Raw genomic sequence first — 25,503 nt, forward strand, 5'->3', positions numbered from 1 at the left:
CCTGCCTGTGCGAGCCTTTCTTTTGTAACATGCGATTTAACAACAAACTTTATGACTTAACAGTTGAACTAACGACGGATTTTCAATTGGTGGAGGGAGAAAGATATGGACTACAATTCACGGAATGAAGCGGTTTTTGAGACGAAACGGTTCCGTAACTGTACCATAGCGGCGGGTCGTCGTCATACCGTTGCTCTTAAATCTGACGGAACAGTAACAGCTGTGGGTGATAATAAATATGGTCAATGTAAGGTAAGCGATTGGTGCGATATCGTCGCAGTTGCGGCTGGTAATGTTCATATGGCTACGAACACCGGTAATGCACATACAGTTGGTCTTAAATCTGATGGTACGGTAACAGCTATAGGTTGGAATAAGCATGACCAATGCGATGTAAGCGATTGGCGCGATATTGTAACCGTTTCGGCAGGTTGGTGCCGTACGGTTGGGGTTAAATCAGATGGCACCGTGGTTGCGGTGGGGCGAAATAATGAAGGGGAATGCAACGTGAGCAACTGGCGCGATATTGTATCGGTCACGACGGGTGACTGGCATACAGTCGGTTTAAAAATAGACGGAACGGTAACAGCAGTTGGTAACAATAAGTATAACCAATGTAGCGTAAACGACTGGGGCGACATATTGGCTGTTTCGGCGGGGTATCTTCATACGGTTGGGCTCAAATCGGATGGCACGGTATTGGCTGTGGGTAGAAATAATAATGGCGAATGCGATGTAAGCGAATGGCGCGATATTGTAGCAGTTGCAGCGGGGAGTTATCATACTGTTGGTCTTAAGTCCGACGGTACAATGGTTGCTGTGGGTTCGAATAAACATAACCAATGTGATGTACGTGGCTGGCACGGAATTAGAGCTGTTTCGGCGGGGTGTGCCCATACGATTGGACTGAAATCGGATGATACGATGGTTGCTGTGGGTGATAATGATTATGGACAATGTGATGTAAGCGGATGGAGTAACATTCAACCATAAATAAAGGAATTTTATATCGTGGGACAAGATCATGGTCCCATTGAAGTCGCTATTTTAGCGGCTTTTTTGTTTTATCGGTCCAAGTTTTATTCCCAAATCAAGGACAAGAACATGATCCGATTACCAATCAGCGTATAAATAATCGGTTCTTCTCTCCATAATTCATTGATCTAACGAGAAAGATAGTCCATATAGGGTATGGGGGTATAAAAATATGTTGACTAATATAGGGTAGGGGGGTATTGTATTGTACAAGAGCTTGATGAGACCTGAAAAACTGGCCTCGAGAGTTTAGCCCATCGTTTAGGTCAAACTAAACCAAAAAATCACCCACAAGAAGGGACGAAATAAGATGAAAAACATTGTTTTGAATGTACAAGGTATGAGCTGCCAACATTGTGTAAACTCCATCGAAGGTGCTCTGAAAGAAATTGGAGTGAGTGGCAAGGTGAACCTCAGTGATGATTCGGTTGAAGCGACGTATGATGAAAATCAAGTCTCCTTGGAGCAAATTAAAGAAGTTATTGAAGAGCAAGGCTACGAAGTAGCGTAAGTAATGGACGATGAGGGGAGTGAGTTATTGTGGCAACAGCAGCGGCTCAGACAAAACAGTCGAGTATACAAATTACAGGTATGACCTGTGCAGCTTGTGCAAACAAAATCGAAAAAGGCCTCGGTAAGATGGACGGGGTCACATCAGCAAATGTTAACTTTGCTTTGGAAAAGGCGAGTGTAACGTATGATCCCACGAAAGTGGAAATGAAAGAACTTGAGGAAAAAATCAAAAAACTTGGATATGGTTCCGTATCAGAGGTTGCGCAATTCAATCTTGAAGGCATGACCTGTGCAGCATGTGCGAACAAAATTGAAAAGGGCCTGAACAAATTGCCCGGCGTGACTAACGCTTCAGTAAACTTCGCCATGGAAACGGCTCGAGTTGAATTTTCTCCTGGTGAAGTTTCCATCGAAGACATGAAAGACAAGGTAAGAAAACTCGGTTATACAGCGATCGTCAAACAAGACGGTACCAGTAACGGTGCAAGTGACCATCGTGCGAAAGAACTGAGTAATCAAAAACGGAAATTACTGATTTCGGCGATTCTTTCCTTGCCGCTGTTGTGGACTATGGTAGGTCACTTCTCGTTCACTTCATGGATCTATGTACCGGATTTGTTTATGAATCCGTGGTTCCAACTAATTCTGGCTACACCAGTACAATTTTATATTGGTAGACAGTTCTATGTGGGTGCGTATAAGGCTCTCCGAAACGGGAGTGCCAACATGGATGTTTTGGTATCACTTGGTACCTCTGCAGCCTACTTCTATAGTTTGTATTTAACCATTCAATGGTCAAGTATGGCTGACGGGATGCATCATGGTCCATCCCTCTATTATGAAACGAGTGCGGTCCTTATTACACTGGTTCTTATGGGTAAATTGTTTGAATCACTTGCGAAAGGCCGAACATCAGAGGCTATTAAATCACTGATGAGTCTGCAGGCGAAGACGGCATTAGTGGTTCGGGATGGCAAAGAACTTACCATTCCAGTGGATGAAGTCATTGTAGGAGATGTTGTGCTTATTCGTCCAGGAGATAAAGTACCTGTAGACGGAGAGGTGCTGGAAGGAATTTCATCTGTAGATGAATCCATGCTTACGGGTGAAAGCCTTCCAGTAGAGAAAAAAGTCGGAGATGCTGTGATTGGAGCTACGATTAATAAAAACGGTATTCTTCGGATCAAAGCAACCAAAGTAGGTAAAGAAACCGCTCTTGCACAAATTATTAAGGTTGTTGAAGAAGCTCAGGGATCAAAAGCACCAATTCAGCGGGTAGCCGATGTGATCTCGGGCATATTCGTCCCGATCGTTGTAGGGATTGCAATAGTTGCTTTCGTGGTTTGGTACTTCTGGGTTACACCAGGCGATTTTGCAGGTTCGTTAGAAAAAGCAATTGCGATTCTTGTTATCGCATGTCCTTGTGCACTTGGACTTGCAACCCCAACATCCATTATGGCGGGGTCTGGTCGTTCGGCTGAACTAGGGGTGTTGTTCAAAGGCGGGGAACATCTGGAACAGACACATAAAATTGATGCGATCCTTCTGGATAAAACCGGTACTGTTACAAAAGGTAAACCTGAATTGACTGACGTCGTCGCTCTTGGCAATGAAAATGAATTCCTGAAACTTGTTGGAGCTGCAGAGAAAAATTCTGAGCATCCACTTGCAGAAGCCATCGTTGTGGGCATCCAGGAACGAAATATCGAACTACCAGGAACTCAATCCTTTGAAGCATTTCCGGGTTTCGGAATCCAAGCAATGGTTGAAGGTAAACAACTGCTCGTGGGTACACGTCGACTGATGGAAAAGTATAATATCGATGCAAAAGCAGCTTATCATTCGATGTCACGTTTGGAAGAAGCAGGGAAAACTGCGATGCTGGTTGCCATTGATGGTCAATATGCAGGTATGGTCGCTGTGGCAGACACAATTAAAGAAACGTCGAAAGCTGCAGTGAGCCGTCTGAAAGAAATGGGCATTCAGGTCATTATGATTACAGGTGACAATGAACGGACGGCAAAAGCCATCGCTGCTCAAGTAGGTATTGACCACGTTCGTGCAGAGGTCTTGCCTGAAGGAAAAGCGGAAGAAGTTAAAAAACTTCAGTCTCAAGGTAAAAAAGTGGCCATGGTTGGCGATGGTATCAATGATGCACCGGCTTTGGCAACTGCAGATATTGGTATGGCGATTGGTACGGGGACAGATGTAGCGATGGAAGCAGCTGATGTAACACTCATGCGCGGCGATCTATCCAGTATTCCTGATGCTATCTACATGAGTCGTAAGACCATGCGCAACATTAAGCAAAACTTGTTCTGGGCACTTGGTTACAACACTTTAGGCATCCCTATTGCAGCTATCGGTCTGTTAGCACCATGGGTTGCAGGCGCAGCGATGGCCTTGAGTTCGGTATCCGTCGTTCTGAACGCCCTGCGATTGCAACGCGTAAAAGTACGTCACTAGTCAAAGTACTAGAATAGGAGCGAACAAAATGATGAGGAGGAGTAAAAAAATCATGCTAATGTTAACCGGTGTTTTAGCTTTCGGTGTGTTGTCTGCTTGCGGAACCCCTAAAGAAAGTGCACATACAGATGGACATGGTGGTATGAATCATACTGAGATGAATTCTGAAACTGAAGGTGCGAGTCATGATCATGCAAGGCCTCATGCTGATTCAACAGCAAGTGCCCTTAAAGCCTCGTTCTCCTTTGCATCAGATGTGAAGGCCAATGAAAATTCGCATCTGACAATCCAAATCACGGACGCCGATGGTAATCCGGTTAATGAATTTAAAATGGTTCACGAAAAACGAATGCACCTTATCGTGGTGAGTAAAGATCTTTCTTACTTTAATCACATTCATCCTGATTATAAAGGCAATGGAAAGTTTGCGATTGAAACTTCATTTCCAGTCGGTGGCGAATACAAAATCCTTGCCGACTTTGTTCCAAAAGGTGGAGCGAGTACTGCACTCAGTGAATGGGTGAACGTTGGGGGACAAGAAAAAGCCCAAAAGCCTGTTCAAGCGGATTCCAACCTTGTAAAAGAAGTGGATGGTAAAAAAATCGAACTTTCATTGAGTACCAAAAAGGCCAACAACGACGTAAATCTGACCTTTAATATCATGGATGCGTCAACGAACGAAGGGATCAATAATCTGGAACAATACCTCGGTGCTGTAGGTCATGTTGTTATCCTTTCTGAGGATGCAGAGCAATATCTGCATGTTCATCCAACAGAGGAAAAGGCAACAGGTCCAAAAGCGGAGTTTATGACCTCCTTCCCGCATAGCGGAATCTATAAAATCTGGGGCCAATTCCAGCATGATGGGGAAGTCTTTACAGTACCTTTTGTCGTAGATGTAAAGTGAGTAGAGAGGTATGAGCATGGGAGATCAAATTAAAATAGCGATTAGTCCAGCAATCCAACTTGGTGGAAGCTTATTCACTCCAGAGCAACTAGTTAAAATTGGCGAAATTATTGGTCCCGATTCAAAAGTGGAAATGACACCTTTTAAGCAACTCTACGCAGAAGTATCGATTGAACAACGAGATCATATCACAAATGAACTTGAGGATCACGGTCTTGAAATAAACCCTGCAGGATTTGTAACCAAAAGTCTGATCGCTTGCAACTTTTGTAGAGGTGCAGAAGAAACAGGCTTGGAAACAGCCAAAAATTTAAATCAGGCCATTTCCGGTATCGATACGCCTACACCACTCAAGATTGGATATGCTGGATGCGCCTTAGGCACAAGTGAACCGTTGATTAAGGATATTGGGATCGTAAAGATGCGCGATAAGTTCAATGTTTATGTTGGTGGCGAGTCGAAGGGGCTTAAGCCCTCCTTCGCCAAGCTGCTACATTCCGGATTAACGGAGGATCAGCTTATTCCTTTCGTTACCGCAATTGTTGATTATTATAAGATGCATGCAAAAGGCAAAGAAAAGTTCAGCAAATTCGTTAATCGAATGACACTGGAAAACTTGAAGTCTAAGACGCTTGAAAGGGGGTGAAAACAGTGAAAGAAGCAACTGTAAAAATTCAAGGTATGTCTTGCCGTTCTTGTGTATCTAAAATTGAAGGTGCAATTAGCGCTCTTGGCGCTGAAGGCCACGTTAATTTTGAACAAGGAACAGTAGAACTTCGATTTGACGAATCTAAAGTTCAAATCGCTGAAATTGAAGAAGCGATCCGTAAAAAAGGATATAACATCGGAGCGTAATATATATTGAAATACAAGGGAGAGTAATTGGGCATGACGGAATCCATTCAGATTTATTCAATCCCAACCTGCAGCGATTGCAATTATGCTAAACGTTACTTTAAAGAGCATGAGCTTCCCTATACGGATTACAATTGTGAAGAAGATGCCAAGTACGCTGAGGAAGTCTGGAAGTTGACTGGAAAACAGGTTGTTCCAACCATTGTCATTGGAGATAAGGTGTTTGTAGGCTTTGCCGAAAATCTAACTGAAATCAGCGAGTTAGTTAAATAACTGTTAGGACCCCGGTCAACTTCCGTCCGGGGTTATTCTTAATAAAAATATACCTTTGACTGATATATCTTTGTAGGAGTGGAGGGTATAATATGCTTACAAAATGCAGTAGATGGTTGCCCAACCGATTCAATCTTGGTTGATGACAAGCCGTTCTCTTAGCACGTACCATGATACTTCTTGCTCCCTTTACATAGGGTAGGGGGGGATGGTAATGTGTAATAAAGGAGTTGATCTACATGGATGATACGATACTTGAGGACGCCTCATGTGACCATACATCTTCAAACGAGCGGAAAAGCCATCATTCGGAGAGTACAAAGCGAAAATTAATTAGCCGGTTGAATCGGATTGAAGGGCAAGTGCGTGGAGTAAAAGGAATGATTGAGAAGGATACGTATTGTGATGACGTGTTGCACCAAATTGCCTCCATTCAATCCGCGTTGAATGGGGTAGGAAAGCAGCTTTTGGAACATCATATGAAGAGCTGTGTCATTGAACGCATTTCAGAAGGCGATCACAACGTTTTGGATGAACTGATGATCACTGTAAATAAGTTAATTAAGTAAGCTAGGATAGGGGAGATATCCTCTTGTTTTATTCAGGCAAATGCCCCATCAGTACTTCAAATGACCATATTGACAAATCTAACACCTTCCACTAAGATAATCGTACAAGTAAATAATGAATATAATCAGGATTGTTACTGATCAGCAGGCAAGACCGATTAATATGCAAACATGTAGAGTATAATTACCATGTGTGCACTATTAATGGTCTTTTTTATTTGCTAAATTCTGTTAACGTTTCATTTTAAAAGGAGATTCGTATGAAAATCACGCGAATTATTAATAATAATGTCGTCTGCGCTGTAAATGAGAGACGCCAGGAAATGATGCTTCTAGGAAGTGGCATTGGTTTTCAGAAGAAAAAAGGAGACGATGTGGACACAGAGAAGATTGAGAAAGAATTTTTCCTGAAGTCCAAAAATGTAACTGGCAAATTATATGCCCTGCTCGCGCAGATTCCGATGGAGTACATCCGTGTGTCCGATAGTATTATTCAATATGCCAAGCAGTCCTTGGATAAAGAGCTGAATGAAAATATATATTTGACGCTAACAGACCATATTAACTTCGCCGTATCACGCTATAAACAGGGAATGAACTTCAACAATGCGTTATTGTCTGAAATTAAAGCATTCTACGCCAATGAGTATCGAGTGGCTTTGAAGGCTTTGGATATGATTAATCAAGAATTCAACATTACGTTGCCTGAAGATGAGGCCGGCTTTATTGCGCTTCATATCGTCAATGCAGAGCTCGGATCTGAAATGGAAGATACCATGAAGATGACACAATTGATTCAAAAGGTCTTAAATATTATTCGTTATCAGTTCAAAATTCACTTTAACGAAAGCTCCCTTCACTACTCCAGACTGATCACGCATCTAAAGTTTTTTGCCTATCGTCTGTTTAACAATACGGTGATGAAAAGTAATGATAACGATTTCCTCAATATTATTAAAGAAAAATATAAGCTAGAGTACCAATGTAGTCTAAGAATTGCGCAGTTGATTCGGGTAGACTATGGGAAAGAATTAACCGAAGACGAATTGGTGTATTTAACTGTTCATATCAAAAGGGTGACTGATGAAGAAAGGGATTGACCCATCATCGCTCCATAATGACTATACTAGGATTGTTACTGGTGATGCAGGCAAGACCTAGAGTTCCATCGTGTATAGAGCATATCTATATTCGATAGAACTCTAGGTCTTTTTTTGTAGAATAATGCATTGAAGGGGGAACAAAAATGAAACATGAACAAACGGCTACCGACATTCTAAAACTTGTTGGTGGTGAAAAAAACATTGAAAGTGTTACACACTGTGCTACCAGGCTGCGCTTTAACTTAAAAGACGAGTCGATTGCAAACAACGAAGCACTGAAAAACGTACAAGGAGTTGTGGGCGTTGCCAGTAGTGGAGGTCAGTATCAGGTCATTATTGGTAATGAGGTCAACAACGTCTATAAAGCCCTTGCGCAGCTAGGGAACTTTACAAGCAAGAATGATGCTCCAACTGTGAAAAAAGGAAAAGTTTCTACTGTTCTGGACACGATTTCCGGAATCTTTACACCCATCCTACCGGCGATGATCGGTTGTGCCATGATTAAGGCAGTTCTTCTTATTTTGAAAACCTTTGATCTCGTTGACCTTGACGGTCAATTTAATACGATTATGACTTTCGTCGGGGATGCGGCTTATTACTTCTTGCCAATGCTGCTCGCTTGGAGTGCTGCTGTTAAACTTAAAGCTAATGTGGGTTTTGCGTTAACCATTGCGGGTATCTTGTTACATCCTAGCTTTTCGGCATTGATGTCTGCAGGTGAGCCTGTTACGTTCTTGGGTCTGCCTGTCACACAAGCGACGTATTCTTCTTCCGTTATTCCAATTATTCTAGCTGTATGGATCCTGTCATATGTGGAACGATTTGCTGAAAAGTATTCTCCTTCCGTGATCAAATCCATTTTGAAACCTTTAGTTGTAATCCTTGTTATGGCGCCTCTAACATTAATTATTCTAGGACCATTGGGTGCGATTGCCGGTAACTACCTTGCTTCTGCTGTATCCTATGTCAATACACACGCAGGATGGTTAGTGTCTGGTATTATCGGCGGGGCATTCCCATTCCTGATTCTGACGGGGATGCACTATAGTTTGGGACCCGTTGTCCTCACTGCTTATGCACAGACAAAAACCGATGGCATTGTTGGCCCAGGTATGCTCGTACACAATATAGCTCAAGGTGCAGCTGCGCTCGCGGTCGCATTAAGAACCAAAAATAAAGCATTTAAACAAGTTGCTTACTCTACTAGCGTAACTGCGCTGTTAGGAATTAGCGAACCTGCATTGTTTGGTGTAAATCTACGGTTAAAAAAACCACTGATCGCTGTTGTCATTGGTGGTATTGTAGGCGGAATATACGTTGGCTTGTTCGGTGTAGCTCGATCTGCTCTAGGCATTGCCGGCTTGGCTACGTTACCAGCATTTATCACTGATAATCCATGGAACCTAATCCATGCGGCAATTGGTCTGGTCATTGGCTTTGTTGTTACCTTCTTGATGACGCTTATTTTAGGATTTGAAGATGTGCCTGAGGATGGAGAGGATCAACGAACACCAGCCAATTCATCTTCAACAAACCGTGTGCCTGTTGTTAGTGTTTCTGAACATGTACTCACAGCACCAATGACTGGTCGAGTTCTAGAGTTATCAACAATAAAGGACGAAGCCTTTGCAACTGGAGCTATGGGAAAAGGGATCGCCATTGAACCTACAATTGGAAAGCTTGTTTCACCAGCCGATGGTGTCATATCCGCGGTATTCCCTACCTTCCACGCAATGGGTATTAGCTCGAATAATGGCGCTGAACTCCTCGTTCATATCGGCATGAACACGGTGAAGCTGAAAGGTGAACATTTCAAGGTGCATGTACAAGAAGGTGATGAAGTAAAAGCTGGGGATTTACTTATCGAATTCGATACAGATGCAATAGCCGCCAAAGGTTATGATCTGACTACACCTATTATTGTTACGAATTCAGATGACTTTACAGATGTAATTGGTATAGATAAACCATCGATTACGATCGGGGAAAAACTAATTAAGATCATATAAGGAGGAATTTCCAATGAAGAACACAACCGTATTCCCAGACTCTTTTATGTGGGGCGGCGCAACAGCGGCGAATCAATACGAGGGTGCCTGGAACATTGATGGTAAAAAAGCAAGTACAGCAGATATGATGACGGGTGGAACGCATACTATTCCAAGACGGATCACTAAACACATTGAGGAGGGTGTAAACTATCCTTCCCATGAGGCAGTAGACTTTTACCATCATTACAAAGAAGATATCCGTCTGTTTGCAGAGATGGGATTTCGATGCTTCAGAATGTCCATTGCTTGGTCCAGAATATTCCCCAACGGGGACGATGTAACGCCAAATGAAGCAGGACTTCAATTTTACGACAAGGTGTTCAGTGAACTGAAAAAGTATAATATTGAACCTATCGTTACGATCTCACATTACGAAGCTCCGTTTGCGCTAACAGAGAAATTCAATGCCTGGGCTTCCAGAGAGATGATCGACTGCTACGTACGGTATTGTGAGACCATTTTCACCCGTTACAAGGATGTCGTGAAGTACTGGATTACATTTAATGAGATCAATAGTTTAATTGTTCCAGCAGGTGCATATATAGCAGGGGCATTATTAGTTGATGATAGTGGTGTATTTAACAATACGGTTGTGGATAGTACGCAATTAAGATTCCAGGCTTTACATCATCAATTTATAGCAAGTGCAAAAGCTGTCAAACTTGCTCATGAGATTAATCCGGCGCTCCAAATCGGTTGTATGATTAATTATAGTCATGGTTACGGAAGTACATGTAAACCGGAAGATATGTTGAAGGCTCTGAGAATGGATCAGATTAACAATATGCTGAGCAGCGACGTGCAAGTTAGAGGGGAATACCCTGACTTTGCCAAAAGATATTTTAATGAGAACAATATTCAGATTGAGATGGCAGAAGAAGACGTAGAAGTGCTAAAACAAGGCTGTGTTGATTTCTATAGCTTCAGCTACTACAAGTCTCATGTAGTGGGTACCCGCCCAGAAGGTGATGAGACCCAGGGGAATGTCTTTGGTGGATTCAAAAATCCTTATTTGAAGGCAAATGATTGGGGATGGCAAATCGATCCAGTTGGACTTCGTTACGTACTCAATCATGTGTACGATCGGTATAGAATCCCTATAATGATCGTTGAAAATGGTCTGGGAGCGGTTGATGTCATCGAAGAGGATGGCTCTATCCATGATACGTACAGGATCAATTTCCTGCGAGATCATATCGAACAAATGAGAGAAGCTATCCTCGATGGCGTTAATCTTATCGGCTACACGGCTTGGGGTTGCATCGACATCGTTAGTGCCTCAACTGGCGAAATGGAGAAACGCTACGGATTCATTTATGTAGATAAGGATAACGAGGGCGGAGGTACCCTGAAAAGAAGTAAAAAGGACAGTTTCCACTGGTATAAAAAGGTGATTGAATCCAACGGGGAAAGATTGAATTAGGAAATATAATTTGCAATCGAACGAAAGATGATCCAATCTTTAAATTCCATCAAATAGACCAAGTACTTATCACTTTGTGAGACAAGTACTTGGTTTTTTGTGCATCAATAATAAAACTAAAAATTAATTATTTGGATGACTAAAGTGGCTGACAATATCCAGTCTACAGTTCATTATGGTGTCCTAGGGTTTTCAAAATCTAAATATAAATATTTACCTCTTGCATAAAGAACATGTGTTCGGTCTATAATATATACAAACATACGTTCTTAAAAGTACAGGAGTGATTACAGTGTTGACTAAGCAACGAACCATTATGCTCATTGATATGCAGAGCTTTTATGCTTCAGTCGAAAAGGCAAAAATGCCTCAATACAAAAATAGACCATTAGCTGTTGCGGGAGACCCCGCAAGACGCTCTGGAATTATCCTTGCCGCTTGTCCACTAGCCAAAGCGAAGGGTGTGTCTACCGCGGAACCACTCTGGCAGTCTCTTCAGAAGTGCCCTGAACTGATCATTGTGAGACCACACATGCAAGAATATATCGAAGTATCCACTCAAATCATGTCCATTATTGAAGAGTTCACCGATCTGGTCGAACCGTACAGTATAGACGAATTATTCGCTGATTTTACAGGGTCTATGCATCTATTCGGTAATGATCCAGTCGATTTGGCCAAGCAAATTCAAGACAAAATCTATAATGAAACAGGCGTTTACGCGAGAGCTGGCATTGGTGAAAACAAAATCATCAGTAAATTATGCTGCGATATAATCGCTAAAAAAGCAGAGGGGGGCATTTTCCGCTTAAAAAAAGAGGAGTTACACCTCCATATTGGAGATAAGCCCATCCGCGATATGTGGGGGATAGGCTCAAGAATGGAAAAACATCTGTGGAAGATGGGGATCCGAACCATTAGAGACTTGGCGAATACGCCTCTTTCCAAATTAAGAAGTAAGTGGGGCGTTAATGGAGAAGTCATCTGGCGAGTCGCAAATGGACTCGACAATTCGCCGGTAACCGTCAACACGCACAGTACACAAAAAGATATCGGAAACGGAATGACCTTGCCTAGAGATTTCACAGAGGCTTGGGAGATCGAAGTGGTTATTCTCGATATCTGCACAGAAGTATGCAGAAGAGCCCGCCAAAAGGGACTGATGGGTAGTGTCGTGTCCGTAAGTGTGTCTGGAGCGGATTTTGACCACCCCACTGGTTTTCACAGGCAGGTTAAACTGTCTGATCCTACAAACATAACCATTGATGTATGCAAGATAGCCAAACGCATATTTCATCAACACTGGGATAGGCAACCTGTGCGCCGTGTAGGCGTGTCCCTGTCTCAATTATCCAACGCGGATACATATCAACTATCTTTTTTTGATGATCAAGAACAGAAACGGGCCATTGATCAGGTGATGGACGACATTAAGGATCGATTTGGCGACATTGCCATTCTACGAGCAAGCTCCATTACGGCTGCGGGTCAAGCGATCGATCGAGCATCTAAAATTGGGGGGCATTATAAATGAGCAAAAAACTGGAGGCCAATGGATTATGGGAATCGAGCCGCATGATGCTTCCACAACATAAAGAACGGATTATACAGCATCGTACTCAAGTTCATTATCTAACGAAACCGCTGATCCATGAAGATGAGTGGGAGATTATTACACAAAATATAGATATGTCGCTCAATTATACATTGCAAGCCACCTTTGCAATATTTACTGAGTCAGGCAATCGGTATATACACGGGATCGTCACTTCAGTCAGTACCTTTGGAAAGAAAATCAAAATTGAAATGGAGAATGGATTTGAATGGGTCGATTTTGATCAATTGGTCGCTGTAAAACTTGAAGAAGGAGGCGTGTAAAGTGCGACAGACTTTGGAGGAACTTTCACTCGTAAAGAGGGTAGTGGAGCTCCCTTATCTGTTAGGTGCTCTGGAGGTAGATAAGCATAAAATATACGCTTCAAACTTCAAAATGAAATCTGTGTATGTTGACTACCTGGACGGTACCCAAAAGAAAATAGCTTTAGAAATGTACAAATCAAAGCAAAGGCTAAAGGAACATCATATAAAAATCATAGATGAAGTGAGATCTGAGCTGAGTTTAACGGTAGATTATTCCGTAAGAGGTTACCTTCATAAAATGACACTATTGTGGAGCAAAGTGAAAGTGGATGTAACCTTAATGCTTACCGAACATATGAACGTTGATATTACTGAATTGCCCACATGAACATAGAAAATAAGAGTCTAACTTATGGGTGCGGCAACAAATACGAGCAGATCTTTCGGTAAACCGGGAATCACAAAAAAGATAAATAAAGAGGCAGAGTAAACTATGTTTGGATGTCAAAGATAAAAAACTTCATTATTATAAATCTGCCCCTGTATTCAGTAAGGACATTCAAAAGAAAAGCCACGAAGGAGGAGGAATAGCAGCAGGTTTAAGACAGTCGAGAAATCAGTAGGATGCCCAATTTCCCGGTTCGCTTGTGGGACGTAATTTTCAAGTCGTCATTTCAAGTAGCATGAGAAATTTTAAGATAAAACTCAAGAGGAGAAGTGGGCGTAAAAGTAATTGAGGGGATGGTAGCGTCATGCCAATTGAAATCAAAGACATTGTGTCTAAGAAAATATTAAGTGAAGTAAAAGGTTATCTAGATATTGGTTTTACTCATTCACTAAATCCCTATACGGGTTGTGCATTTGCTTGCGAATACTGTTACGTCAGAGAAATGCCTATTCAAAAGTTTAAGGATATTCCTTGGGGATCGTGGGTGGATGTCAAGAAAAATGCAGCAGAAAACTATCTAAAGGAAGTCTCTCTTCTAAGACGTAAAAATAAACCCATAAGTATATTCATGTCATCAGCCACAGATCCTTATCAACCTGTAGAGCAGAAGGCAAACATTACAAGAAGCCTGTTGGAAGAAATGGATAAAAACCCACCAGATTCACTTCAAATTCAAACTAGAAGCCCGCTGGTTGCCAGAGACCTTGATATACTGCTGAAATTAAAGGAAAAATGTAGAATTATGGTTTCAATGACAATCGAGACAGATCGCGAAGACGTGAAACGAATTTTTTCGCCCTATGCTCCTGGAATAGATTTACGAGTTAAAGCCTTGAAAAAGATAAATGATGCAGGGATACATACACAAGTATCTATTTCCCCTGTGCTACCTTTTTCACCTAATTTCGCTAACATGTTACAAGGCATAACTGATCGAATTTGGATTGATACGCTATTGATTGGTGATGGTCAAATGGGGATGAGATCTAAGCGGTTAGGGATGCCACAATTATTTGAGGCGAACGGCTGGGAGAAATGGTACGAGAAAAGAATTCATCTGAAAGTCGAAAAATATTTTAAGGCAAGGTTTCCATCTGAAATTATTCATGTATCCAAAAACAGTGCATATCCATTTTGATTTTAAATAGCCATTCATTTAATGAGGATCTTGCCCGTTTTTTCTTCATGCAATAGAAATATTGCAGAAACTGGTGTTCGAAGATCAACTCTCTCATACGAGTCAATGGAGGACGTATGAGTCCTCCATTGATTTAACTTGAAGATGTAGAGGGATTCATTCTATTTTGAAATGACCGTGGAGTAACAATTTGACATCATTCACTCTGATGAATATCGTTTGGAAGTTCATCATTGAGTTTCTGGTACCCGAGCCCCCATGTTTCCATAGAGAATATAATTGGCTTCAGTGAATTTCCTAAATCACTTAAGCTGTATTCGACTCTCGGAGGGACTTCTGCAAAAACAGTACGAATGACAATTCCGTCCTCTTCCATTGAACGTAAATTTTCAGTGAGAACCTTTTGACTGATCTCCGGGATACTTTTACGAAGTTCTCCGAATCGATGAGTTCCCTTCAAAAGATCCCTCATAACCAATAACTTCCACTTGTTACCTATCAATCCAACTGTCGTTGCGACGGGACACAACGGCAACTCTTTTTTTGAAATCACTACATTATCACCTCCAATAGTTACTATTAGGTTCCTATATAACAAAAAGGTGCCTACTTTCAAAACAATACATTGCTTATATTATAATTCTGTCGATGAAAAATCAAATGAAAGGAGGGGAGTTTGCAAGAGAGTTTATGCAACTGAGTGACTATTTTTTGAATCATATGTTAACGTTCTTGAATTCTTGGAGACAGCATTTAGAGATCAGTTTATTGGCTCTGCAACCTAAAGATAAAATACTAGTTACAAAAAGGTTCCTATGCAACATTAAGGTGCCTACTTACCAATTATCTAAAGTAGAGATAAAATTTTAATGAAGGCATATGCTCACGAAAATAGAAAGGGGTTTAAATATGACGATTACAGAAAACAAACAATTGATGTATCGTTTCACGAACTTCATTAATACGGCAAGCAAGGAACTTGCTGAAGAATTGATTTCTCCAGATGCTGTTTTTTATGTACCTATGCAAAAAGAACCAATGAATGGTCCAAGTGGTTATCTCTCCATAATTCATATGATGAGATCTGGTTTTTCCGATATACAATGGACTGTTAAGGAGCTGGTAGCAGAAGAGGAACTAATAGCAGCTCATTTTGTCATGAAGGGCACACAAGACGGAGAGTTTCTCGGGTTTCCACCAACGAGCAAAAAAATCGAAGTAAATGCAATGAATTTTTATCGGATCTCTAATGGCCAAATTATTGAAGAGTATGGTCAACCCGATATGCTTGGCTTGCTTCAACAAATAGGGGCAATTCCAAAAGCATAATTAGATTAAAGTCGAAGAGGGACTGCATTTTTGCAATCCCTCTTCTTAGTGATTTTACAATTAGGAAATATAAACTACTAGTTTTAGCCTAGTTTTTGCGAACCATTGAACCACACGGATTTGATTGACAAAGTATCTGAAATATTAGTGATCGGATCACCGTTTATGAGAATAAGATCAGCACGTGCACCTTCGGTAATCCGGCCACGATCTTGTAGACCAAAGCAACGGGCCGGTTTGGAAGTAGCCGACTGAAGAGCTTCGATCGGAGTGAACCCAGCCTTCACCAGCAGCTGCATTTCGTGGTGAACACTGGCCCCATGAGCAAGGCCACCAAGGTTCGGAACGGGAACCGGTGCGACATCCGTCCCTACAAGAATATCAACTCCGGCACGGTGAAGATCCATCACATTTTTAAAGCTGTTCTCCATGTTACCTTGTGGGAATGTATTGAAGCTTGAGTTCAAGATATCGATCCAATCCGGACTTAATTTGGAATGAACTCGTGGATCATTAGCCAATTCCGATGCCGGATTACCAATAATCGATGAATTTAACACCAAGCACGGTGTAACAAAAGCTCCAGAATCTGCTATGGATTTAACCAATTCGGACGTGTACTCGGGTCTGTCGATAAACAAGTGCCCCAAACCGTCGACTCCAAAATCGATGGCTGCTTTCGATGAAAGAGCCGTCAAAACGTGGGCAATGACCAACTTATCGAACTTGTGGGCTTCAGTAACGGCTGTTTTTAGAATCTCGTCACTTAGAACAGGCAGGCCGGGTGCACCCATAACCGTTCCCTCTTCAATCATGATCTTAATATAGTCAGATCCATTCTCCACTTGGGTATGCACATGTTTGATCGCTTCTTCAACCGTTGTCACTTGAGGTATTTCGTCGTGATCGTGAGCGTAGGCGGCCAACATTGCTTCCCGGTCTTCCTCCGATAACTTCTGTAGTTCCTTTAATACGAATTCAGGTATTTCATCTCCATCAGGTAGTAATTCATCTGGGTGCCCACCAGGAGCGGTAATCGCTGTACCAGCAGATCGGACGTCTGCGATGTCATCGACATTTTTTAGCTGAATTTCGCGCCCTCTTTTCGTAAAATCGCCGTTCATTTCGAGTTCTGTTGTAACACCGAATTTTAAGGCATCTCGTAATCCGCCAATTGAGGTATGGACATGTGCATCAATCAGACCAGGTATTAATGTCGCATTTTCTCCATCGATAATTGTTGCATCGCTTGGGATGTCTCCGCCCACTGAAATAATGGAACCCCCTTTAATGACAATATGTCTGGGAGCAATAATCTGATATCCATCAAAGATTCGTACATTTGTAATCGCCGTAATTTCTTCTAACCCAGCATTTTGATTTAATTTCTCCATCATAACTCCTCCTAATGTGTTTGTGTTTCAACACTTCGGAGTATAACTGTTAGATATCTAACAGTCAATAGTCTAACTTTTGTTTGACAAGCCTACTGGGATCACTGTATATTTTAGCTACTTACAATTAGATTCCTAACAATTACAGAGGGGACGATGGACGGTCATGCATTCCCGAGAAGATACGCCTTATATGGAGTTGTTTCAAATTATCGGTCTTAAGTTAAAGAAAAGAGCGGATGAGAGTATAAAAGAGCTAGGATTAAGTTCTCAACAAGGAAAAGTAATCGATTATATTTATGAGAATCAAGATAATCATATTATTCAAAAGGATCTTGCAGATCGGTTTCATCTGCGTGGGGCAAGCGTTACAAGCATGCTTCAAGGTCTAGAGCAAAAAGGTTTCATCGAACGTAAAATCCCAGCCAATAATGAACGGCAAAAAAATATTTATGTATTACCAAAAGCGGTTGACTTGATTGAAGACTTCAATAACTCATTTCAAAAAGTGGAGGATGAAATCGTTCAAGTCCTTAATGACGAGGAGAAGCAAATCTTAAAAAAATTACTGATCAGAATTAATGAACGCATATAATAGACGGGCAGGAGAGGTAACTGGTGGCCATAGAACACTGATGACATTGATTTCTCATCAGGAATTATTACTTACAATGGAACGGAAATCTTGGATCAAGAAGATATTTTTCAAGTCAATACTGCATCGTTTGAAAATCTTTCTATTTAAGGCGGTATATTAATGAACAAACTTGAAATTAAAATATCTAACTATAATCCCAAGTATGCTGAACATACAGTGAAAATGTGGAGAGATAGTAAGGAACGGGCAATTGGTCAGGCTGAAACCCATAGCTTCGAAAACCATCTATATTTTTTAAATCATATACTATCTAAACAGTATCAAATAGATTTAGCGTTAATTGATGAAAAAGTAGTTGGAATGATTGCCTATAGTGAAACTGAGATAAGCCAACTTTATATTCATATTGATTATCAAGGGAATGGAATAGGGCGAACCTTGCTTAATAAAGCAAAAGCACAAGCAAATGGAAAATTAACTTTATATACATTTGAAGTGAATAAAAATGCCCAAAGATTTTATGAGAATAATGGGTTTGAAATTACTGATAGAGGACAAGAAAATGAAGAGAATTTACCTGATATACGATATGAATTGAAGTTGTAAAAATCGAATATAAAGTTACATTCAAAAAAGTGAACAGTCTGCAGGTTAGCTGGATGCTTGACCACCCAACCAATTCACTGGAAATGTAATCCCATGTATTTATCTTGACAGTAATTGAGTCTGACTCGTAATATTTGAAGTGGAGATGTAGGAAAGGGGACTCGTCGGACAATGTGGACTTCCTTGTAATGGTTATCTAAACTGGATCGCACGACTTGGTGTTTTGGTTATAACCACACACCTGGTTTGTGATGCCGATCCGCAATCATTCAAGGGACGCGAGGAACCGTTTGAATCAAACCCGGGCGCGGATACTTGATGTATCCGCTTTTTGTTATACCTAGGATAATTCCATCTCCAATGAAAAATGGTTTTCTCCCTCCCTTATTAAACGGAGGTAATAAAATGACCAAACTATACGGAAAAACCGCTATTGTGACAGGCACAAGCCGCCCCGGAGGTATTGGAACCGCTGTCTGCCGCACGTTGGCACAAGAAGGCGCTAATGTGTTCTATACCCATCTGTACGATTACGATAAAACAGAGAATCCGGGGGATGCTGACAAAAACTGGCCGGATCTCTTTGCCGAAGAACTTCGCTCCTATGGCGTTAAGGCAGCGCATATGGAGGTCGATCTTACCGATCCCAATTCTCCAGCGCAACTGCTTGATGCATGCCGATCGGCTCTCGGGCTGCCGACCATTCTCGTCAACAACGCTACCTACAGTGTAGCAGCTGATTTCCGTCAATTAAATGCATCATTGATCGATGCGCACTGTGCCATGAACATTCGAGGTACATTCATGCTATCGGCCGAATTTGCGCGTATGCTGGAGGTTGAATTGGCCGTCCATCAGGACCTTTGCGGCGGCCGGATCATCAACCTCACGTCCGGTCAAGGTAAGGAGCCGATGCCTGGCAATCTCGCTTATGCCGCAACAAAAGGCGCTGTCTCCACCTTTACCGAATGTCTATCTGCTGAACTGGCTCCGTTTCACATTACTGTGAATGCGGTTGATCCCGGGCCTACTGACACGGGTTGGATGTCAGAAGAAGTGAAAAAAGCTTTGCTACCGGAATTTCCGATGGGCAGGATCGGTCTTCCTGAAGATGTATCCCGTCTGATTGCTTTTCTGGCAAGCGACGATTCCCAATGGATCACCGGACAAATCATTCATTCTAGAGGTGGTTTCTAATTTCCATAAAACCAAAGGAGGCCGCCGATCAACAGGATCGGCGGCTTTATTCGACTACCGGGTGGATACTATGCTTTGTGAAGAAGATGATGCAACGGTGGCGAAAGAAGCTTTACGTCAATACCCAATCAATTGGGTAAAAACTTGTCGTCTCCGCCTGTTAACGTCTTCGAAACGCTCCAGCGCGCGCCAGAGCATAGAAAATCAAGAGAGCAATGATCGACCCGACGATCGCGGGTATGATATGAAATCCACCCACCACCGGCCCCCTCGGTCCCAACAGTTCATACCCTAACCACGATCCAACAAAGCCAGCAATGATATTTCCAAGTACGCCTCCTGGCACGTCCCGTCCAATCAGATTTCCGCTTAACCAGCCAATTAGCCCACCGACAATAAGTATCCAGATTAAATACACGAATTGGTCTCCCTTCCATTGATTTATTACAAGTTATGTTTCGTTAGGGGGAATGTTGCGGATCATCTGCGAATCGACCACTAAACCATTTCCATTTTAATCCAAGGGTAGTAAAATCGGTTGTACCACCACTAGTATGAATGCTGTTGCAGATGGGGAAGGAGATGGCCAGTATAGAAAGGAGGCGCTCAGGTGTTTATGTTTCGAAGTCCTTTTATTACAGCCTTGTTGATGATGTGTCTGATGTCAGGCTTGACTGCTTGTTCTGAGTCAGAGCAAGCGGAAGATAAGGGTGCTTCGACAAAGGCTGACTTCACGGAGCAGATACAGAGCCTTAATCTGAATCTGGAAGAACCGTCATGGAAGCTGGATACCACCCCCGTGAATCTAACGTGGTTCGTTGGAGCCGAATGGTACGGGCACACTTGGGGTGAGAGCCTGACTTCCAAATATGTCACCCAAAAAACAGGGGTCAATATCGAATTTGAAGTATCAACTGGTGAACCAAGCGAGATGTTATCACGAATGTTGACGACCGGTAGTCTGCCGGATCTGATAACCATCGGCTCCTGGGAGAGTGCGGTTAACAAACTTCGGGAGAGTAATCTCGTCTATGCCCTGGATGAGCTAGCCGACCAGTATGATCCTTACTTTTACAAGGTAGCAGGTGATGGTGCTCTACAATGGTATCGGCAGGAAGACGGCCATACCTATGTCATTCCCAATGATGCGTACAGTCCCGAACAGATGCGTTCAACCGGCTTGACGGGAGCGAACCAAACCTTTCTCGTACGTAAAGATCTGTATGAGTCGATGGACAAACCGGACCTTACCACACCGAAAGGTTTTCTAAATGCATTGCAATTGCTGAAGAATCAATATTCTGTTTATAAAGGCCAGCTAATCAGTCCGTTCTGGGCACAGGGGAATGCATCCTATGGGATGACCGAATATTTGCAAAATCTGCTTGCGATCCCCCATGAACAGAACGGTAAAGTATACGACCGAATGACAGATCCGGATTATATTGAGTGGCTGAAAACATTTCGTATCGCTTACGAGCAGGGCCTGATTAATGTTGATTTTCTGGTCGACTCCAGTGCACAGGTGCAGGAAAAAACCAACCATGCCCAATATTTTATGATGATTCGGGAATGGACAGACATATCGGACCTCAATTCGAAATTGGAAGTCCTTACGAATCAGAGTTCATACTATATTGCTGTAGATGGACCCCGGAGCAGCAGGGGAGAATCCGCGAAACTGTTTCCTGGCAGCATGGATGGCTGGATGGTTACGATGATTAGCAAATCCACGGAAAACCCTGAACGGGCCATCCGATTTTTGACCTATCTGGCCAGCGAAGAAGGCCAAAGGGATATATTTTTGGGCAAAGAAGGTGAAACCTGGGCGATGAAAAACGGCAAACCGCAGTTGACTGCGGCGATGGTTCAGTTGTATGACACGGATAGGGAGCGGCTGGAAAAGGAATATGGCATTATGGATACCTACTGGATGCTGCGAAACCCTGCTTTCGTTAACAAGTGGAGACCAGAGAATGCCCCATCCATTAAGCAAATGGAGGAGTTCGCCAACCAACAGGCCGATCTGGACAGCGGCATCTATAAGGGACTAGATCCTATAGGGGATTCCGATATCGCGTTAGCCTGGTCACGTATTTCTCAGAATTGGGAAGAAGTACTGCCAGAACTGATTACAGCGAAGGATGAAGCTGCCTTTGACAAAATTTTTGAAAATTTTCTGATACGCCGTGTGAACTATGGCTTTAACCAAGTAATGGAATACTGCCAGGCTGGACTGGAACTGCGGAAAACCAAGATAGCCAGATAACCATTCCCTACTACATCGTTAACTATCAGCTAACTAGTAATATATGGTATAACCAAGGTGGTGAATACATCAGAATGAAATACCTTCTAACGAGATTGAGGAAACTTTATCGCAATGCCCGTATATCCCAAAAGCTGTTTCTGGCATTTAGCCTGATGATTACCATACCTGTTATTTTGATATCCTTTGTGTATATCCGCATGCAAGAAACCCAGCTATATAAGGATGCTATGGCAACGGGCAACAGCCACGTTTCATGGCTGAATGAACAATTGCGCAGAAGAATGGACATGATTGAGAACGCTTCCAATACAGCCCTTACTCAAAAGTCATTTGTGGATTTTATTCATTCCAATATGCTTGTGGATGGACTGCGTCTGGTGAAGTTTAAGCAAAACCAGTTTGAGCAAATGCTTAATATCATTCAAAGCAATGCGATGATCAGTGAGCTTAGCTTTTACGTTGATAACCCAAACTTGTATGAAATCTGGCCTGAAATCTATCATTATAAGAAATTTTGGCCGCAGGATTATTGGATAAAGCTACGGGACGAAGGTGGTGCGGCTTACCGTTTATTTTCTTTTAGGGATGGTGAACACACATTATCCTACTATCGTCTGGTTCGCCTTCAAGGACAGGAACAAAAACGCCCTAGTATTATGGAAGTGCGAGTCCCGCACAGCATGTTTTTCAGCGACCTGCTCCAAGAGAGCAAGGGGGACTTCTTTTCGGTGTTGATGAACGCAAGCGATCCTCCCCAGTATGTTTACAATCCCCAGCATGAGTTTTCTGAGAAGTACGGGCAGGGGATGGAGGAGATCCTTGGCAGTATTCATCACCAGCTGGATATATTGCCGCAGGAAAGCCCGCTTCAGGTTAAGGTGGGAAATCAGAGCTTCTATGCATTGTATCGATACATCGCTCCGTTGAACACTTATGTGGTCGAGATTGCTTCCCATCAGGCATTGATGAAGGGGCCGCGCAGTTGGTATGTATTTGTGGTAACGATTACATTATGTGTATTGCTGCTGATTATGCTACTCGTATCCCAAACGACACGGCGTATTTTCCGGCGGTTGGACAGCGTACTGGTATCCATGCGTCAGGTACGGAAAGGCGAGCTGGATGCAATGATTGATACAGGCCTTGATGAGAACGAAAGAGGGGATGAAATCGATGAGGTGGCGGTGAATTACAATAAAATGTTACATGAGGTCAAACGTCTAATGACACAGGTCGTGGATAAGCAGTTAATTGCCAAAAACGCACAGTTGCACTCCCTGCATTCACAGATTAATTCTCATTTTTTATATAACGCCCTGGAATCGATCCGTATGGTGGCAGAGGTACAGAGGCAGCCTGCTATAGCCAATTCATTGGTGTCGTTGGGCTCCCAACTACGTTACAGCATGCAGTGGCGTAGCGATACCGTTGCTCTTCGTGAGGAGCTTGCCAATATCCAAAGTTATATTGAATTTATCAACTTTATGGAAGGTGGCAGTATCGTTATGACGGCGGATCTTCCTCAGGAGATACTTCGCTATGCCATTCCCAAGATGTGTATGCAGCCCATCGTTGAAAATGTAGTTCATCACGGGGCACCTTCAGGCGGCAGGGTAACTATAGAGATTACCTTTTCTGTGGAGAATGACAGTCTGCTTTTCATTAACATAAGAGATGACGGAAAGGGGTTAGAGCCTGAGATGTTACACCGTCTTCAGGCAGTACTGAGGAGCGAATCGGATACACCGATGGTTACTAGCAGGAGCGGACTTGGTTTGGAAAACGTGAATAAGCGATTACAGCTTCATTATGGCAAGAATTGCGGTCTTTGGATTGATAGTGTTCAAGGTGCATATACCTGTGTAACGATACGCTTGCCTTGGGAAAATGTAAATCTTGGAGGGTGGTAGAGCATGATTAATCTCCTGATTGTGGACGATCAAAAACACATTCGTGACGGCCTGCAGGCCATGCTGCATCAATTTCCTCTGGAGCTGAACAACATATACTGTGCCGCGAGTGGGATTGAGGCGCTGTGCCTATTGCGGCAGCATTGCATTCACATCGTTATTACCGATATTAGGATGCCGGATATGGATGGGTTGGCACTCATGGCTCAAACCAAAGAGGAATACATGGATGTGGAATACCTCATTATCAGCGGTTATAGTGATTTTACATATGCCCAAAAAGCGATCGGGCTCGGGGCAAAGGGTTACTTGCTCAAACCTTTGAAGCGCGAGGATCTGCAACATTCCCTGGAGCATGTATGGCAAGAGATCCAGACACGGCAGGCACTTACGCATAATATGCAGCGTGTATCCCGTCTTGCCCAAGAGACCGATCGTAAAGAATTAAGAATGTTTATGCAAGGTGCGTTATGTGATGACGCATGGATTCTTCAGATTGAGGAACAACATGATGCGTTATGGCGTAATTATCGTCTAGCCCTGCTTCGGGAAGAAGTTTGCATTAACCAGGCCGGAGCCAGCAGCGCCCATAGCATGGAAGCCATTGCTTATCGTGTGTTTGGCAGACAAGGTTGTATTTGCCTACAACATCGCCCATACCTGATCCTTGCGGTGGATGCGTCCATAGATCCAAGTGTTTTGCCTGCAGCACTCAAGGAAGGAAAGATCGATGCCATAACAGCCATGACTAACCCGATTCAGGGGTTAAAAGAACTACCCGACAGCTATACCCAAGTGCTTGAGCTCTATCGCCACAGTTACCTGTTTCCTGATCAGTACAGTATCTCCCCAGCACATATTGAGCATATGGAACAGCAGTGGCAACTGCCCTATGAAGACTTATATGAACTGTTCCAGTCGGTTGGAACAGATAACAGCGGAACAATTACTCAGGGTATTTCTGCAATATTTCACAAAAAGGTGCTGCAACGTTATCCTATTCGCTATACCCAACAGCTCTGCGCCGCCACCGTTCAGATGATGGAGGAATACGAACGAGTTATCCACCCTTATATGGGGGAAGAAGTGCTGGATCTTGAATCCTTGCGTAATCTCTTTGATTATCAAGGGATGCGTGAGTATATACAAGCACTGCAACAGCAGCTGCTTCGGTTGAATCAGTTATATTATGACTATAAGTGCAGCTATCGCCATTCGCAGGATCTAAATGAAGCTATTCGTTTTATACACGAGAGTTACCACAAACCGCTGGACCTCGCGATGGTATCCAATCATGTATCGCTTAATTATGCTTATTTTTCAAATCTGTTTAAGAAGAATATTGGTAAAGGTTTTGCTGAATACCTACGAGATGTGCGTCTGGATAAAGCGCGGCGGCTTCTCGCCGAAACCGATCATAAAATTGTGGAGGTGGCTGCTATGGTTGGATATGAAAGCTACAAAAGCTTTACACGCGCGTTCCGACTTGTGATGCAGATCCAACCCACAGAGTACCGACAGATGATGCGGCAGAAGGCAGATTGAATCAAAAGCCA

General features: G+C 42.7%; 25 protein-coding genes. 22 read left to right on the plus strand and 3 right to left on the minus strand.

Annotated features, from left to right (window positions below; genetic code table 11):
- Positions 1 to 105 precede the first annotated feature (105 nt).
- From NST38_RS16470 to NST38_RS16540, 15 genes are all read left to right on the plus strand, one after another.
- Positions 106 to 993, plus strand: coding sequence for an RCC1 domain-containing protein (locus tag NST38_RS16470; protein WP_076250554.1), 888 nt, complete (start codon positions 106 to 108; stop codon positions 991 to 993).
- A 352-nt stretch (positions 994 to 1,345) separates the two neighbouring features.
- The gene (locus tag NST38_RS16475) at positions 1,346 to 1,546 is read left to right on the plus strand and encodes a cation transporter (RefSeq protein ID WP_047843207.1); all 201 of its coding nucleotides are present in this window, start codon (positions 1,346 to 1,348) and stop codon (positions 1,544 to 1,546) included.
- 29 nt (positions 1,547 to 1,575) lie between these two features.
- On the plus strand, positions 1,576 to 4,014 hold the full coding sequence (locus tag NST38_RS16480; RefSeq protein WP_256719998.1) for a heavy metal translocating P-type ATPase: 2,439 nt from the start codon (positions 1,576 to 1,578) through the stop codon (positions 4,012 to 4,014).
- Between the two features lie 52 nt (positions 4,015 to 4,066).
- Positions 4,067 to 4,921: a hypothetical protein gene (locus NST38_RS16485; RefSeq protein WP_256719997.1), complete on the plus strand. Its 855-nt coding sequence runs from the start codon at positions 4,067 to 4,069 to the stop codon at positions 4,919 to 4,921.
- A gap of 16 nt (positions 4,922 to 4,937) precedes the next feature.
- Complete coding sequence (locus NST38_RS16490) at positions 4,938 to 5,567, plus strand: nitrite reductase (RefSeq protein ID WP_076250550.1); 630 nt, start codon at positions 4,938 to 4,940, stop codon at positions 5,565 to 5,567.
- A gap of 5 nt (positions 5,568 to 5,572) precedes the next feature.
- Entirely contained in the window at positions 5,573 to 5,776 is a 204-nt protein-coding gene (locus tag NST38_RS16495) for a heavy-metal-associated domain-containing protein (RefSeq protein WP_074095289.1), read from the plus strand.
- 33 nt (positions 5,777 to 5,809) lie between these two features.
- Positions 5,810 to 6,049 carry a glutaredoxin family protein gene (locus tag NST38_RS16500; protein WP_074095290.1) on the plus strand — a complete coding sequence of 80 codons (240 nt, stop codon included), beginning with the start codon at positions 5,810 to 5,812 and terminating at the stop codon, positions 6,047 to 6,049.
- A 239-nt stretch (positions 6,050 to 6,288) separates the two neighbouring features.
- A complete protein-coding gene (locus tag NST38_RS16505) occupies positions 6,289 to 6,618 on the plus strand; it encodes a metal-sensitive transcriptional regulator (protein ID WP_076250548.1) in 330 nt (109 codons plus the stop codon).
- Positions 6,619 to 6,878: 260 nt separating this feature from the next.
- Positions 6,879 to 7,718 carry a BglG family transcription antiterminator LicT gene (gene licT, locus NST38_RS16510; RefSeq protein ID WP_076250546.1) on the plus strand — a complete coding sequence of 280 codons (840 nt, stop codon included), beginning with the start codon at positions 6,879 to 6,881 and terminating at the stop codon, positions 7,716 to 7,718.
- A 146-nt stretch (positions 7,719 to 7,864) separates the two neighbouring features.
- A complete protein-coding gene (locus NST38_RS16515; RefSeq protein WP_076250544.1) occupies positions 7,865 to 9,730 on the plus strand; it encodes a beta-glucoside-specific PTS transporter subunit IIABC in 1,866 nt (621 codons plus the stop codon).
- 13 nt (positions 9,731 to 9,743) lie between these two features.
- On the plus strand, positions 9,744 to 11,195 hold the full coding sequence (locus NST38_RS16520) for a glycoside hydrolase family 1 protein (protein WP_076250542.1): 1,452 nt from the start codon (positions 9,744 to 9,746) through the stop codon (positions 11,193 to 11,195).
- Positions 11,196 to 11,511: 316 nt separating this feature from the next.
- Positions 11,512 to 12,729, plus strand: coding sequence for a DNA polymerase IV (locus tag NST38_RS16525; protein ID WP_076250658.1), 1,218 nt, complete (start codon positions 11,512 to 11,514; stop codon positions 12,727 to 12,729).
- Positions 12,726 to 13,073: a YolD-like family protein gene (locus NST38_RS16530; protein WP_036673624.1), complete on the plus strand. Its 348-nt coding sequence runs from the start codon at positions 12,726 to 12,728 to the stop codon at positions 13,071 to 13,073. The genes NST38_RS16525 and NST38_RS16530 overlap by 4 nt, the downstream gene beginning before the upstream one ends.
- A 1-nt stretch (position 13,074) precedes the next feature.
- Positions 13,075 to 13,443, plus strand: a complete 369-nt coding sequence (locus NST38_RS16535) for a hypothetical protein (protein ID WP_076250539.1) — start codon at positions 13,075 to 13,077, stop codon at positions 13,441 to 13,443.
- 364 nt (positions 13,444 to 13,807) lie between these two features.
- On the plus strand, positions 13,808 to 14,641 hold the full coding sequence (locus tag NST38_RS16540) for an SPL family radical SAM protein (RefSeq protein ID WP_076250537.1): 834 nt from the start codon (positions 13,808 to 13,810) through the stop codon (positions 14,639 to 14,641).
- Between the two features lie 196 nt (positions 14,642 to 14,837).
- Here the strand turns inward: NST38_RS16540 and NST38_RS16545 are convergent, their stop codons facing one another.
- Positions 14,838 to 15,194 carry a winged helix-turn-helix transcriptional regulator gene (locus NST38_RS16545; RefSeq protein WP_036613919.1) on the minus strand — a complete coding sequence of 119 codons (357 nt, stop codon included), beginning with the start codon at positions 15,192 to 15,194 and terminating at the stop codon, positions 14,838 to 14,840.
- A gap of 356 nt (positions 15,195 to 15,550) precedes the next feature.
- Here NST38_RS16545 and NST38_RS16550 point away from each other — a divergent pair, with 356 nt between their 5' ends.
- Positions 15,551 to 15,970 (plus strand): ester cyclase, encoded by a 420-nt coding sequence (locus NST38_RS16550; RefSeq protein WP_076250534.1) that lies wholly within the window; start codon positions 15,551 to 15,553, stop codon positions 15,968 to 15,970.
- An 83-nt stretch (positions 15,971 to 16,053) separates the two neighbouring features.
- Here NST38_RS16550 and NST38_RS16555 read toward each other — a convergent pair whose 3' ends face one another.
- A complete protein-coding gene (locus NST38_RS16555) occupies positions 16,054 to 17,364 on the minus strand; it encodes an amidohydrolase family protein (protein WP_076250532.1) in 1,311 nt (436 codons plus the stop codon).
- Positions 17,365 to 17,530: 166 nt separating this feature from the next.
- Here NST38_RS16555 and NST38_RS16560 point away from each other — a divergent pair, with 166 nt between their 5' ends.
- The 3 genes from NST38_RS16560 (at position 17,531) to NST38_RS16570 (ending at position 19,765) form a co-directional block, all read left to right on the plus strand.
- Positions 17,531 to 17,959 (plus strand): MarR family winged helix-turn-helix transcriptional regulator, encoded by a 429-nt coding sequence (locus NST38_RS16560; protein WP_076250529.1) that lies wholly within the window; start codon positions 17,531 to 17,533, stop codon positions 17,957 to 17,959.
- Positions 17,960 to 18,121: 162 nt separating this feature from the next.
- Positions 18,122 to 18,568 (plus strand): GNAT family N-acetyltransferase, encoded by a 447-nt coding sequence (locus NST38_RS16565; protein ID WP_076250527.1) that lies wholly within the window; start codon positions 18,122 to 18,124, stop codon positions 18,566 to 18,568.
- A gap of 405 nt (positions 18,569 to 18,973) precedes the next feature.
- Positions 18,974 to 19,765 carry an SDR family oxidoreductase gene (locus tag NST38_RS16570; protein WP_076250525.1) on the plus strand — a complete coding sequence of 264 codons (792 nt, stop codon included), beginning with the start codon at positions 18,974 to 18,976 and terminating at the stop codon, positions 19,763 to 19,765.
- A 160-nt stretch (positions 19,766 to 19,925) separates the two neighbouring features.
- On the opposite strand, the gene NST38_RS16575 is transcribed toward NST38_RS16570, so the two are convergent.
- A complete protein-coding gene (locus NST38_RS16575; RefSeq protein WP_036613911.1) occupies positions 19,926 to 20,183 on the minus strand; it encodes a GlsB/YeaQ/YmgE family stress response membrane protein in 258 nt (85 codons plus the stop codon).
- A 198-nt stretch (positions 20,184 to 20,381) separates the two neighbouring features.
- Here NST38_RS16575 and NST38_RS16580 point away from each other — a divergent pair, with 198 nt between their 5' ends.
- The 3 genes from NST38_RS16580 (at position 20,382) to NST38_RS16590 (ending at position 25,492) form a co-directional block, all read left to right on the plus strand.
- A complete protein-coding gene (locus NST38_RS16580) occupies positions 20,382 to 22,034 on the plus strand; it encodes an extracellular solute-binding protein (protein ID WP_076250657.1) in 1,653 nt (550 codons plus the stop codon).
- Between the two features lie 95 nt (positions 22,035 to 22,129).
- Positions 22,130 to 23,947 (plus strand): sensor histidine kinase, encoded by a 1,818-nt coding sequence (locus NST38_RS16585; RefSeq protein ID WP_179087848.1) that lies wholly within the window; start codon positions 22,130 to 22,132, stop codon positions 23,945 to 23,947.
- A 3-nt stretch (positions 23,948 to 23,950) separates the two neighbouring features.
- Positions 23,951 to 25,492 (plus strand): response regulator, encoded by a 1,542-nt coding sequence (locus tag NST38_RS16590; protein ID WP_076250521.1) that lies wholly within the window; start codon positions 23,951 to 23,953, stop codon positions 25,490 to 25,492.
- The last annotated feature ends 11 nt before the right edge of the window (positions 25,493 to 25,503 follow it).

Origin of the sequence: Paenibacillus sp. FSL H8-0104, from assembly GCF_038050215.1 — a bacterium.
GTDB classification, from domain to species: Bacteria; Bacillota; Bacilli; order Paenibacillales; family Paenibacillaceae; genus Paenibacillus; species Paenibacillus amylolyticus.

Bases quoted from the DNA above. Each gene is read 5' to 3' on its own strand.
- NST38_RS16470 (WP_076250554.1), top strand. From the start codon at position 106: ATGGACTACAATTCACGGAATGAAGCGGTTTTTGAGACGAAACGGTTC.
- NST38_RS16475 (WP_047843207.1), top strand. From the start codon at position 1,346: ATGAAAAACATTGTTTTGAATGTACAAGGTATGAGCTGCCAACATTGT.
- NST38_RS16485 (WP_256719997.1), top strand. From the start codon at position 4,067: ATGCTAATGTTAACCGGTGTTTTAGCTTTCGGTGTGTTGTCTGCTTGC.
- NST38_RS16490 (WP_076250550.1), top strand. From the start codon at position 4,938: ATGGGAGATCAAATTAAAATAGCGATTAGTCCAGCAATCCAACTTGGT.
- NST38_RS16500 (WP_074095290.1), top strand. From the start codon at position 5,810: ATGACGGAATCCATTCAGATTTATTCAATCCCAACCTGCAGCGATTGC.
- NST38_RS16505 (WP_076250548.1), top strand. From the start codon at position 6,289: ATGGATGATACGATACTTGAGGACGCCTCATGTGACCATACATCTTCA.
- licT (WP_076250546.1), top strand. From the start codon at position 6,879: ATGAAAATCACGCGAATTATTAATAATAATGTCGTCTGCGCTGTAAAT.
- NST38_RS16515 (WP_076250544.1), top strand. From the start codon at position 7,865: ATGAAACATGAACAAACGGCTACCGACATTCTAAAACTTGTTGGTGGT.
- NST38_RS16520 (WP_076250542.1), top strand. From the start codon at position 9,744: ATGAAGAACACAACCGTATTCCCAGACTCTTTTATGTGGGGCGGCGCA.
- NST38_RS16525 (WP_076250658.1), top strand. From the start codon at position 11,512: ATGCTCATTGATATGCAGAGCTTTTATGCTTCAGTCGAAAAGGCAAAA.
- NST38_RS16530 (WP_036673624.1), top strand. From the start codon at position 12,726: ATGAGCAAAAAACTGGAGGCCAATGGATTATGGGAATCGAGCCGCATG.
- NST38_RS16540 (WP_076250537.1), top strand. From the start codon at position 13,808: ATGCCAATTGAAATCAAAGACATTGTGTCTAAGAAAATATTAAGTGAA.
- NST38_RS16550 (WP_076250534.1), top strand. From the start codon at position 15,551: ATGACGATTACAGAAAACAAACAATTGATGTATCGTTTCACGAACTTC.
- NST38_RS16555 (WP_076250532.1), bottom strand. From the start codon at position 17,364: ATGGAGAAATTAAATCAAAATGCTGGGTTAGAAGAAATTACGGCGATT.
- NST38_RS16560 (WP_076250529.1), top strand. From the start codon at position 17,531: ATGCATTCCCGAGAAGATACGCCTTATATGGAGTTGTTTCAAATTATC.
- NST38_RS16565 (WP_076250527.1), top strand. From the start codon at position 18,122: ATGAACAAACTTGAAATTAAAATATCTAACTATAATCCCAAGTATGCT.
- NST38_RS16570 (WP_076250525.1), top strand. From the start codon at position 18,974: ATGACCAAACTATACGGAAAAACCGCTATTGTGACAGGCACAAGCCGC.
- NST38_RS16580 (WP_076250657.1), top strand. From the start codon at position 20,382: ATGTTTCGAAGTCCTTTTATTACAGCCTTGTTGATGATGTGTCTGATG.
- NST38_RS16590 (WP_076250521.1), top strand. From the start codon at position 23,951: ATGATTAATCTCCTGATTGTGGACGATCAAAAACACATTCGTGACGGC.